This is a genomic window from Rhizobium binxianense, from assembly GCF_028994275.1.
GTDB classification, from domain to species: domain Bacteria; phylum Pseudomonadota; class Alphaproteobacteria; order Rhizobiales; family Rhizobiaceae; genus Rhizobium; species Rhizobium binxianense.
This window is the reverse complement of sequence record NZ_CP118713.1, coordinates 2669687-2681585: the sequence shown is the minus strand read 5'-3', so window position 1 is coordinate 2681585 and position 11899 is coordinate 2669687. Positions and strand designations below refer to the sequence as shown.

Annotated in this window: 10 protein-coding genes; 6 read left to right on the top strand and 4 right to left on the bottom strand. The window is 59.7% G+C overall.

The window, feature by feature from the left end:
• Positions 1-2 precede the first annotated feature (2 nt).
• Positions 3-734, bottom strand: coding sequence for an AzlC family ABC transporter permease (locus tag PO860_RS13285; protein ID WP_273884234.1), 732 nt, complete (start codon positions 732-734; stop codon positions 3-5).
• A gap of 132 nt (positions 735-866) precedes the next feature.
• Between PO860_RS13285 and PO860_RS13280 the strand changes: the two genes are divergently transcribed.
• Entirely contained in the window at positions 867-1130 is a 264-nt protein-coding gene (locus PO860_RS13280; RefSeq protein WP_273884233.1) for a DUF2164 domain-containing protein, read from the top strand.
• Positions 1131-1202: 72 nt separating this feature from the next.
• Here PO860_RS13280 and pncA read toward each other — a convergent pair whose 3' ends face one another.
• Positions 1203-1829, bottom strand: a complete 627-nt coding sequence (gene pncA, locus PO860_RS13275) for a bifunctional nicotinamidase/pyrazinamidase (protein ID WP_273884232.1) — start codon at positions 1827-1829, stop codon at positions 1203-1205.
• Between the two features lie 315 nt (positions 1830-2144).
• The gene (locus PO860_RS13270) at positions 2145-2645 is read right to left on the bottom strand and encodes an EF-hand domain-containing protein (protein WP_183608217.1); all 501 of its coding nucleotides are present in this window, start codon (positions 2643-2645) and stop codon (positions 2145-2147) included.
• Positions 2646-3041: 396 nt separating this feature from the next.
• Between PO860_RS13270 and PO860_RS13265 the strand changes: the two genes are divergently transcribed.
• On the top strand, positions 3042-3389 hold the full coding sequence (locus PO860_RS13265) for a hypothetical protein (protein WP_273884231.1): 348 nt from the start codon (positions 3042-3044) through the stop codon (positions 3387-3389).
• 39 nt (positions 3390-3428) lie between these two features.
• Here PO860_RS13265 and PO860_RS13260 read toward each other — a convergent pair whose 3' ends face one another.
• Positions 3429-5906: an ATP-dependent helicase gene (locus PO860_RS13260; protein ID WP_183608219.1), complete on the bottom strand. Its 2478-nt coding sequence runs from the start codon at positions 5904-5906 to the stop codon at positions 3429-3431.
• 231 nt (positions 5907-6137) lie between these two features.
• On the opposite strand from PO860_RS13260, the gene PO860_RS13255 reads away from it, so the two are divergent.
• From PO860_RS13255 to PO860_RS13240, 4 genes are all read left to right on the top strand, one after another.
• Positions 6138-6614 (top strand): VOC family protein, encoded by a 477-nt coding sequence (locus tag PO860_RS13255; RefSeq protein ID WP_183608220.1) that lies wholly within the window; start codon positions 6138-6140, stop codon positions 6612-6614.
• A 397-nt stretch (positions 6615-7011) separates the two neighbouring features.
• Entirely contained in the window at positions 7012-8955 is a 1944-nt protein-coding gene (locus PO860_RS13250; RefSeq protein ID WP_183608221.1) for a PrkA family serine protein kinase, read from the top strand.
• A gap of 12 nt (positions 8956-8967) precedes the next feature.
• The gene (locus PO860_RS13245) at positions 8968-10242 is read left to right on the top strand and encodes a YeaH/YhbH family protein (protein WP_183608222.1); all 1275 of its coding nucleotides are present in this window, start codon (positions 8968-8970) and stop codon (positions 10240-10242) included.
• Positions 10239-11789: a SpoVR family protein gene (locus tag PO860_RS13240; protein WP_273884230.1), complete on the top strand. Its 1551-nt coding sequence runs from the start codon at positions 10239-10241 to the stop codon at positions 11787-11789. The genes PO860_RS13245 and PO860_RS13240 overlap by 4 nt, the downstream gene beginning before the upstream one ends.
• Positions 11790-11899: the final 110 nt, after the last annotated feature.

Genomic DNA, 11899 nt, shown 5'->3' with positions numbered 1-11899 from the left:
GCTCAGACCTCGTGCACTTCGGATTGCAGGGCGCCGGCTTCGAGATCGGGCGCTTGCGGGGGCAATGGCAGCAGGGCGGCAAGCACGATGCCGGCGGCCGCACCCAGGCTGACATGCCAGGGCGAGCCGACATAGCGATAGGCGAGCACGGAGGCCACGGCGCTGACGAGCGCCACGGGCAGGAAATTGTCGCGCTTGCGGAAACCAAGGACGATGCCGAGGAAATAGGCCGGCAGCAGGATATCCAGGCCGATCGCCTTGGGATCGCCGATGAAACCGCCGAGCAAACCGCCGGCGACGCTGGTCAGTATCCAGGGGACGTAGATGATAATGGCGAAGCCGAAATACCACGCGAAGCTCACCGGCAGGCCGGACTCGCCGCGTTTCACCGCTGCGGCAAATTGCGGATCGACGAGCAGGAAGAAGGTGAAGAATTTCTGGACCGGCGTGAACTGGCCGATATAGCGGGCCATCGCCGCCGAATAGAGCACATGGCGGAAATTGACGGCGAGGATCGACAGCACGATCAGCCAGGCATGGACATTATGGCCGAAGAGTTCGATGCCGACCATCTGGCTGGCGCCGGCATAGACGGTGGCGCTCATGAAGGCGGCCTCGGAGAGCGACATGCCGTTTTCGACGGCGAGTGCTCCGAACAGGGCGCCAAAGGGCGCCGATGCCAGCGCAACGGCAAAGCCGCCCCGCAAACCTTCAACAAAGTCGGCGCGATTCATGCGATCTTGTCCAGTTGGAATTCAGGTTTCCCTTATGGTCTATGGCTTGCAACGGCAATTGAATTTCCTTGATTGACCAATCGATTTCGCTGAACCATCAAAATCCCGAGCGCATTCGGCCAAGAGGAAACCATGAAGAAGATCGAATTTTCCAAGGAAGCGAAGGCGGCGATCGTTTCAAGCATCCGCCGCTATTTCGAGACGGAACTCGACCAGCCGATTGGCGCGCTGCCGGCGGAGTTCCTGCTCGATTTCTTCGCAGACGAGATCGGCGCCCATTATTACAATCAGGGTCTTCGCGATGCGCAAGCCGCCCTTCTCAGGAAGATGGAGGACCTCGCGGAAGACATCTATCTGTTGGAGCGCGAGGAGAAGAACAAGGGCACTGCTGCATAGGTTACAGCATTCCTTGCGACGGGACGTAGAATTTGATTCATGCAATGCGCTTTAAGTCATTGTTTTCGTGAATCAGCCGGCCAGGACCTCAGCGCTATCGACGATCGCGATGCCGTGCGCCCGCATCTCCTCAATCGCGGCGGCGACGCCTTCGGGGGTGATGCCGCGGCTTGCATCCTTGATGAAGCGTACGCGGACATCGGGCATCATCTCCAATGCGTCGAGCGCGGAGAACTTGACGCAATAATCGGTCGCCAGCCCACAGACGTCGAGGTCGGTGACGCCCTGGTCCGTGAGGAAATCGGACAGGCCTGTCGAGGCATCGCGGTCATTGTCGCGGAAAGCCGAATAGCTGTCGATATGGGGATGCTCGCCCTTCTGCTGGATCAGGTCGATCTCTTCGGATTTGAGCGCGGGATGCAATTCGGCATCAAGCGTTCCCTGAACGCAGTGGTCGGGCCACATCATTTGCGGCTTGCCCGAGAGTTCGCCGATCTCGAAGGGAACGGCACCCGGATGGGCAGAGGCGAAGCTGCCATGGCCAGGCGGATGCCAGTCCTGCGAGGCGACGATCAGGTCGTATTTGCCGCTGTCGATCAGGCTGTTGGCGATGGGAACCACTTTGTCGCCATCCGGCACCGGCAGATTGCCGCCCGGGCAAAAGCCATTCTGAATATCGACGAGCAGCAGCGCTTTCATCAAGGCCAATCCCTTCGCTTATTTCAGTGTAAGACGCCAAGCACATTGAACGCATCAACTAGTGAATTTCCGGGAGCGCACATGCAAGTGCTAATTCTGGCGCCAGCGGTAGCAAGCGGCTGAAAAAGCATATCCTAATGCAATCATTGAGAGAATCCGGAGGTTCTCGTGTTGAAATGGACGGCAATGATGCGGGGTCGCGGGTAGATGCCAGCCGGCAGAGGCGGCGATCGCAGTCAAACTCGGCTGCCCGACAAGGCGCTTTTCGCAGATCGATGGATCGAGGCTCCCCCGGCGGAGCCTCATCTCAGCCGGTCAGGCCGCGGCCACGTCGTCGGTTGCCGTATCTGCCGCCACAGCGGAAGAGCCGTAGGTATTGTGGTAGGCCTGAAGGGCCGTCTGCATATCGCTCAACACCTTGGTGAGGAGCGGATCGCTGTCGCCTGACGTTTTGATGCTGCTCGTATCGGCGGCGAGGAATTCGGACTCGGTCAACTTGCCGTCGCCATTCGTATCCATCGAGGCGAAGACGCCCTTGGAAGAGTCGCCGCTCTGATCGCTGCCCTCACTCTGATCATCGCTGCCGTCGGTCTTCTGCAGGGACAGCATCAGCGATAGGATGTCGGCGGTGATCTTCTTGACGATATCGCTGCTCTTGTCGTCGCTGTCGCCGGTCGAGGCCGTGCTTGCTGTCGGGGACTGCGAAGCGGCGGCGAGTTCGTCCGGCGAAATCACGCCGTCGCCATTTTTGTCGAGGCTGGAAAGCGGAGACTGGTACTGGGTCAATGTGCTGCCGAGAGATGAAACACTGGTCACTTGAACCTCCTTCGAAAAGTTCGTCGTGAAGCCCGCCTTTCATGGGGGGGCAGCCTCCGGGCTAAGCTGATTTGCGGAAAGCGTCAAAGCGACGTTTTGACAGGGAAGAAGTGCGATTGACGAGGCGGGGCAACGCACGTTAACCTTTCGGTTACCAAAATCATTTCATTGAAAATATTGGATTTTTTGAACGCCGGTATGTTCTGGCGCGCGCGAATTTATGCCGTTTATCGGATGAGATCGCGCCGGCGCGGCTGGCGGAACGAGCGGCGGCGGATGCGGCCTGCTTCGTGCTGCTGCGGCATTTCGTCCATCTGCTCGGCAGGCGATGCCGGATCGATCTTGCTCGCGGCCGCGATTTCTGCCTTTCTTGCCTCAGAAGCGGGAAGCGAAGCAATGTCCGAGCCCGGGCCAGACGAAAAGATCGATGCGACGTTCCGCAACGGATCGCTGACGGCGACCGGGATCATTCTCGGTTTTTCCCTCAACTTCATCAGTCTTTGGGTTTCCAATCCCAATGACTGGAGCCGCATCGACCTGCTGCCGATGTCCTTCCTGACCGTTGGCATCGCCATTCAGGTGAAGGTGTTTGCCGATCTTTTGGCGCGCGACTCGCTGCTTGCCGTCAAATATGATCGATCGCGGCGGCTCTTCCTGATCGGATTGAGCATCGTCGCCGCGGGAATGGGCATCGCTCTGATGAATGATATTCTTGGTCTCGGAAGCATGCGGATGCTCGGGTGAAGGTTTAGGAGGCGAGGCCTGCATGCCGGCCGCCTGATATCACACGCGCTCGACGAACCCGTCCAAGACGCGCTTTTGCCCCGCACGGTCGAACTCGATCGTCAGCTTGTTACCTTCGATGCCGGTGATGTTGCCGTTGCCGAATTTCAGGTGGAACACGCGGTCGCCGAGGGTGAACCTCGACGGTTCCGACGAGGTCGATTTCGCCACCAGCTCGCCTTCGATCGTGCGCCCTTTCGGGCCGCTTTCGCCGTAGCCGATGCGTTCGACCGCATGGCCGGAGCGGCTGCCCCAATTGTCGCGGGTGGCGTCGGTCTTGTTGGCCTGGGCGCGTTTCCAGCCGGGCGTGGAATAGGAATTGGCGAAGGGTTCGGCCTTGTCGAAGCGCGACTGGCCGTAGCCGCCGCGGCCGTAACCGCCGTAGCTCTGCTCCATCTCGGCGACCTCGACATGAGTTTCCGGCAGTTCGTCGAGGAAACGCGAGGGCAGGGTCGATTGCCAGAGGCCGTGGATGCGGCGGTTGGAGACGAACCAGATGTGGCAGCGATGCTTGGCGCGGGTGATGCCGACATAGGCGAGGCGGCGTTCTTCCTCCAGGCCGGCGCGGCCGCTCTCATCCAGCGAGCGCTGGTGCGGGAAGAGGCCTTCTTCCCAGCCGGGTAGGAAGACGGTGTCGAATTCCAGGCCCTTGGCCGAGTGCAGCGTCATGATCGAAACGGCGTCGAGGTTCTCGTTAGTCTCGGCATCCATGACGAGGGAGACGTGTTCGAGGAAGCCGCGCATCGACTCGAAGCTTTCCATCGAGCGGATGAGTTCCTTCAAGTTTTCGAGGCGGCCGGGGGCTTCGGCGCTCTTGTCGTTCTTCCACATGTCGGTATAGCCGGACTCTTCGAGGATCTGCTCGGCAAGTTCGGTATGGGGTGTGTTTTCAAGCAGTTCCTGCCATCGGCGGAAAGATTGTATCACATCGAAGAGGGCTTTGCGCGCCTTCGGCTTCAGCTCGTCGGTTTCGATGATGTCGGCGGCGGCGGCAAGCATAGGGATATCGCGGGCGCGCGCATAGTCGTGCAGCGCGCGCACCGTCGTATCGCCGAGGCCGCGCTTCGGCGTGTTGATGATGCGTTCGAAGGCAAGATCGTCGGAGGCTTGAGCGACCAGCCGGAAATAGGCCATAGCATCGCGGATTTCCAAGCGCTCGTAGAAGCGCGGGCCGCCGATGACGCGGTAATTGAGCCCGAGGGTGACGAAGCGGTCTTCGAACTCGCGCATCTGGAAGGAGGCGCGCACGAGGATCGCCATGTCGTTCAAGAGATGCTTGTTCCGCTGGAGTTGCTCGATCTCCTCGCCGATGGCGCGCGCTTCCTCCTCCGAATCCCAGGAGGCGTGGACCTGCACCTTGACGTCGTCGGGATCGGAGCGATCGGTGAACAGCGTCTTGCCAAGCCGGCCTTCATTATGGGCGATCAGATGGGCGGCAGCGCCGAGGATATGTTCGGTCGAGCGGTAGTTGCGCTCGAGCTTGATAACCTTGGCGCCGGGGAAGTCCTTCTCGAAGCGCAGGATATTGTCGACCTCGGCGCCGCGCCAGCCATAGATCGACTGGTCGTCGTCACCGACACAGCAGACGTTCTGCGGCTCGCCCTTGGCGCGCTGGGCCAGCAGCCTCAGCCACATATATTGGGCGGTGTTGGTGTCCTGGTACTCGTCGACGAGGATATAGCGGAAGCGGCCGTGATATTCCTTCAGGAGATCCGGATTCTTGCGGAAGATCGCGATCGGATGCATCAGCAGGTCGCCGAAGTCGCAGGCGTTCAGTGTCGTCAGGCGCGCCTGATAGGCAAAATAGAGATCGCGGCCGCGGCCATTGGCAAAGGCGCGGGCGTCGCCCTCGGGAATATCGGCGGGGCCGAGCCCCTTGTTTTTCCAGGTGTCGATCATGCCGGCGAACTGCTTGGCTGGCCAGCGCTTGTCGTCGAGGCCTTCGGCCTGGATCAGCTGCTTGATCAGGCGGACGACGTCGTCGGTATCGAGAATGGTGAAATCGGAACGCAGCCCGACGAGTTCGCCGTGGCGGCGCAGCAGCTTGACGCCGATCGAGTGGAAAGTGCCGAGCCAGGGCATGCCTTCGACGGCGCCGCCGACGAGCAGCGCGATGCGCTCCTTCATCTCGCGGGCCGCCTTGTTGGTGAAGGTGACGGCGAGAATCTGCGAGGGAAAGGCGCGGCCTGTATTGAGGATATGGGCGATGCGGGTGGTCAGCACCCGCGTCTTGCCGGTGCCGGCGCCGGCAAGCACGAGCACCGGGCCTTCCAGCGTTTCGACGGCTTCGGTCTGTTCCGGGTTCAGCCCGGCGAGATAATCCGGCCGCTTGCCGCCGTCACGGGCCGCCATGGCGCGCGCAGCAATGCCGCCACCGGCGGGCGCTCTTCCGGCGGGGGGGGCAGGAGGCTGCGGCTTGCGCGCCATCTCGCCCGGCTCTTCGTCGAAAAAGGGAATATCGTCGAAACTATTGCTCATGGCGCGTAATGTAGTGATTCGGGAAGGAAAGACCAGAAAAGATGTTCTGCTTTCATTCCCGAACTGCCGCAATCCCAAGGGGTTTCCCTAGGCTCGGAAGTCGCGGCTGTGACGTCCATAGAGCGGAGGCGGCTGAAAAAAACCTGATGCAGCCTGTCGGAGCTGATCCACGTCGGCCGTCCTTGGATCATGGGACAACGTCCGGATCAACCATCAACAAGGAGGCTGTTCATGCCGAAGGTCGTTTCAAATCTGTGGTTTGCGGAGGAAGCCCGCGAAGCCGTCGCATTCTACGTGTCGATCATTCCGAATTCCAAGATCGACCGCACCACTATATTGCCGGCGGAAACGCCGAGCGGGCCTCCCGGCAGCGTCGAGCTGATCGAGTTCACGCTTGGCGACCAGGCCTTCCTGGCGATGAAGGCCGGCCCGCTCGACAGCTTCAACCATTCCTTCTCGATCGCGATTCTTGTGGAAAACCAGGCCGAGATCGATCGGATATGGGGGGCATTCCTCGCCAATGGCGGCGCGCCGGAGGCCTGCGGCTGGCTTAGGGATCGCTGGGGTCTTTCCTGGCAGATCGTTCCGCGTATTCTTTCCGAAATGATCGCCGACAGCGACCGTGAACGGGCGAAGCGCGTGACCGAGGTGATGCTCGGCATGGTCAAGATCGATGTCGCTGCGCTGGAAAAGGCGTTCAATGGCTGAATCGGGTCGGCGGGCGCACGAATTGGCGGCGGCCGGGATGTGCCCGATTCCATCTGTCAGGGGCGGATCGGCACATGCTGTCCAGCATCGACTTTGCGCAGATTTGGTTGCCAATCGTCGATTTTTCGAGAGTTCGAATCACGGGCGACATTGCACACCCTTTTCATCTTTCTGTCACGTCGCGAAATGTGCTGATACCGCAATGGTGCTTTTTTCAACTATCATGAGAAACAGTTTCGTAGAGTAAAAATAACCGGTGCATGCACGTTTTTGTGCGTTGCAAGAAACGGCCGGTGAGCGTCGAATATACCTGCGAAATTATTGATTCTTAGGAACGTCGTAGCCATCTCGATGGTTATAGACTTTGAGCCTGCGGCATAACCTTACTGGAGGGCCCATGCTGAACGGATCCGTATTTGATGCGTTTACGCGCAGTTACGAAGCGCGCCGCGAAACCGATATGTCGGTGCAGGAGTATCTCGATCTCTGCAAAAAAGACCCGATCGCCTATGCCAATGCGACGGAGCGCCTGCTCGCCGCGATAGGCGAGCCGCAGATGGTCGACACCGCGAGGGATGCGCGCCTCGGCCGCATCTTCATGAACAGGACCATTCGGATCTATCCGGCCTTTGCCGGCTTCCACGGCATGGAAGAGACGATTGAACGCATCGTTTCCTTCTTCCGTCATGCCGCGCAGGGGCTGGAGGAGCGCAAGCAGATCCTCTACCTGCTCGGCCCGGTCGGTGGCGGCAAGTCGTCGCTGGCGGAGCGGTTGAAGCTCTTGATGGAAGTTCATCCGATCTATGTGCTGAAGGCGGGCGACGAGATCAGCCCCGTTTTCGAAAGTCCGCTCAACCTCTTCGATCCTGAGACGATGGGGTCGCTGCTCCAGGAGCAATACGGCATCCCGCTGCGGCGCCTGAACGGGCTGATGAGCCCCTGGTGCCTGAAGCGGCTCGACGACTTTGGCGGCGATATTTCCCGCTTCCGTGTCGTCAGAGTTCAGCCTTCGCGGTTGCGCCAGATCGCCATCGCCAAGACCGAGCCCGGAGACGAGAACAATCAGGATATCTCGTCGCTGGTCGGCAAGGTCGACATCCGCAAGCTGGAAACCTATTCCCAGAACGATCCCGATGCCTACAGCTATTCCGGTGGGCTCAACCGCGCCAACCAGGGCATCCTCGAATTCGTCGAGATGTTCAAGGCGCCGATCAAGATGCTTCATCCGCTGCTGACCGCGACGCAGGAGGGCAACTATATCGGCTCCGAGAATATCGGCGCCATACCCTTCTCGGGCATCGTGCTGGCGCATTCGAACGAAGCGGAATGGCAGACCTTCAAGGCCAACAAGAACAACGAGGCCTTCATCGACCGTATCTGCGTGATCAAGGTGCCCTATTGCCTGCGCGTGACGGAAGAGCAGAAGATCTACGAGAAGCTGATCGAGGGATCGGAACTCGCCAATGCGCCATGCGCCCCGGCGACGCTCGAAATGCTCGCCCGCTTCTCCGTGCTTTCACGCCTGCGCAAGCATGAGAATTCGACGTTCTTCTCGAAGATGCGCACCTATGACGGCGAGAGCCTGAAAGAAACCGATCCGCGCGCCCGCAGCGTTCAGGAATACCGGGATGCTGCCGGTATCGACGAGGGCATGGACGGCATATCGACCCGCTTCGCCTTCAAGGTGCTCGCTTCCACCTTCAACCACGACACCACGGATATCGGCGCCGATCCGGTTCACCTGATGTATGTGCTGGAGCAGTCGATCCGCCGCGAGCAGTTTTCCGACGACGTCGAGAAGCGTTATCTGGAATTCATCAAGGCCGATCTTGCGCCGCGTTACGCAGAGTTCATTGGCAATGAGATCCAGAAGGCCTATCTTGAATCCTATGCGGACTACGGACAGAATCTGTTCGACCGCTACGTCGATTATGCCGATGCCTGGATCGAAGATGTGGACTTCAAGGATCCCGATACCGGTCAGCTTCTCGACCGCGAGCTCCTCAATCAGGAACTGACGAAAATCGAAAAGCCGGCGGGAATCGCCAATCCGAAGGATTTCCGCAACGAAATCGTCAAGTTCTGCTTGAGATCGCGGGCAGCCAACGGCGGAAAGAATCCGTCATGGACCAGCTACGAGAAAATCCGGGAAGTCATCGAAAAGCGGATGTTTTCGCAGGTCGAGGATCTTTTGCCGGTCATTTCCTTCGGGTCGAAAAAGGATTCCGAAACGGAAAAGAAGCACAGCGAATTCGTCTCGCGCATGGCCGCGCGGGGTTACACCGAGAGGCAGGTTCGACGCCTTGTGGAATGGTACATGCGCGTCAAACAGGCAAGTTAATGCGGAGCCATTATGCACATTGTCGACCGGCGGCTAAATCCGCGCGGTAAAAGTCTGGAAAATCGGCAGCGGTTCCTTCGACGCATGAAGGGCGCCGTGCAGCAGGCGGTGAAACGCTCCCTGCAAAACCGCAACATCCGCGACGTGCTCGACGGCGGGGAGATCAGCCTGCCGATCGATGGAATGGCCGAACCGAACTTGCGACGGGGCGGCGGCGGCATCCGCGATCACATCCTGCCTGGAAACAGGGCCTTCGTCGAAGGCGACATCCTTCCTCGCCCGCCGGGGAGCCGGGGCGGAAAACCCAAGGATGCGGGCGAAGGCGACGGTGAGGACGGCTTCCGTTTCGTGCTGACGCGCGAAGAATTCCTAGACGTGTTCCTCGACGATCTGGAACTGCCGGACCTTGCCAAGCGGCGGCTGGCCGAAACCGAGGAGGAAACGCCGTTCCGGGCCGGCTATTCCGTCTCCGGATCGCCGTCCAACATTGCCGTCGGTCGCACGACGAAGCTCGCGATGATGCGCCGTGTTGCGCTTCACCGCCCGCGCCGCGAAGAGATCGAAGCGCTGCAGCGGCAGATCGAGGAATGCGAGGACGATGAGAGCCGCCTGCTGCTTGAGGCAAAACTCAAATCCCTGACGGATAAAAGCCGGCGCATTCCCTATATCGATCCGCTCGACGTCAGATATCGCCGTTTCGAAAACGAGCCGAAGCCCGTGGCAAAGGCTGTGATGTTCTGCCTGATGGACGTGTCCGGCTCCATGTCGGAACACATGAAGGACCTGGCGAAGCGGTTCTACCTGCTGCTCTATCTCTTCCTGTCGAAGCGCTACAAGAAAGTGGAGATCGTCTTCATCCGCCATACCGACAGGGCCGAGGAGGTCGACGAGGAAACTTTCTTCTACGGTCCTGCAACGGGCGGCACATTGGTATCCAGCGCCCTTGCTGCGATGCGGGCGATTATCGCGGCGCGTTTCGATCCGGCTGAGTGGAACATCTATGGCGCCCAGGCCTCGGACGGCGACAACGCCCATTCGGACGGAAACCTGACCGGCCAGCTGGTGCGCGAGATTTTGCCGCTGTGCCAGTATTTCGCCTATATCGAGGTCGGGGAAGAAGGCGGCGATTCCTCGGTATCCCGTTCGCCTCTCTGGATGCTCTATGACGGGATCCGGTCCGAACCGCTGCCGCTCTCGATACGCAAGGTCTGCCGGCGAAGCGAGATATTTCCGGTTTTCCACGATCTCTTCCAGAAACGTGAAGCCCAGTCGAAGGTAACGCCATGACCACGATGCTGAGGTCGAAAGAGCTGCTTCTGTTCGAAGGTGCCGATTGGGACTTTTCAACGCTGCAGCGGATCCACGACGCCTGCGAGGCAATCGCGCTCGGTGAACTCGGCCTCGACGTCTACCCGAACCAGATCGAAGTCATCACCTCCGAACAGATGCTGGATGCCTATTCCTCCACAGGCATGCCGCTCTTCTACCGCCATTGGTCCTTCGGCAAGCACTTTGCCCATCACGAAGCCTTCTACCGCCGCGGCATGCGCGACCTTGCCTACGAGATCGTCATCAACAGCTCGCCCTGCATCTCCTACCTGATGGAGGAGAATACGGCGACGATGCAGACGCTCGTCATCGCACATGCGGCTTTCGGCCATAACCACTTTTTCAAGAACAACTATCTCTTCAAGCTCTGGACCGACGCGGAAGGCATCCTCGATTACCTCGATTTCGCCAAGGGTTATATCTCACGCTGCGAGGAACGTTATGGAGACGTGGCCGTCGAGCGCACGCTCGACGCGGCGCATGCGCTGATGTCGCACGGGGTGCATCGATATGCCGGCAAGAACACGCTCGACCTGCGCCAGGAGGAGAAGCGGCTACAAGAGCGCCGCGCCCACGAAGAGCAGATGTTCAACGATCTGTGGCGCACGGTTCCCGTCGGCAAGGCCAAGAAGGCGGGCGACGTAGGCCTCGAAAAGCGCCGCGCCGCCCTCGGCCTTCCGCAGGATAACATCCTGTATTTTCTCGAGAAGACGGCGCCGCGGCTGCAGCCGTGGCAGCGCGAAATCCTTCGCATCGTCCGGCATGTCGCGCAATATTTCCATCCCCAGCGGCAGACCAAAGTGATGAATGAGGGAACCGCCACGTTCGTCCATTACCAGATCATGAACCGGCTGCACGAACGCGGACAGATCAGCGACGGCAACTTCCTCGAATTCCTGAAGTCGCATGCCAATGTCGTGTTCCAGCCGAATTACGACGACCGCCGCTTCTCGGGCTTCAATCCCTATGCGCTCGGTTTTGCAATGATGCAGGACATCGAGAGGATCGTGAAGACACCGACGGAAGAGGATCGCGCGTGGTTCCCCGATATCGCCGGACGCGGCGATGCGATGGGTGTCCTGCGCGACGTCTGGGCCAATTACCGGGACGAAAGTTTCATCAGCCAGTTCCTGAGCCCCAACCTGATCCGGCAGCTGCGGCTGTTCCATCTCTACGACGATCCGGAACAGACCGAGGGAGTGCTCGTTTCGGCGATTCACAACGAGCGCGGCTATCTCCGCATTCGCCGCCAGCTCTCTCGCGAATACGATATCGGCTGGACCGATCCGGCAATCGATATCGTCGATGTCGACCTTGCCGGGGACCGGCGTCTGTTGCTGCAGCACATCGTCGTGAATGGCTGCTATCTCCAGGAAGACGATACGAAGCTTGTCCTGCAACATCTCGCCGATCTCTGGGGCTACGACGTCTTGCTTCAGGAAATCGACAGTTCCAGCACGGTGGCGAGAGAACACACGGCGAGCCCGCGCAAGATCGTGCAGTGATCCAGCGTTTTTCTTGAAGTGTAGGATTTGGAAGGCTCGGGAGCCGATGGCGGGCCGGGGAAGGTCTTGCTTGCTTCCTGCTGGCGGTATGTATCACGATAGCTATCGCA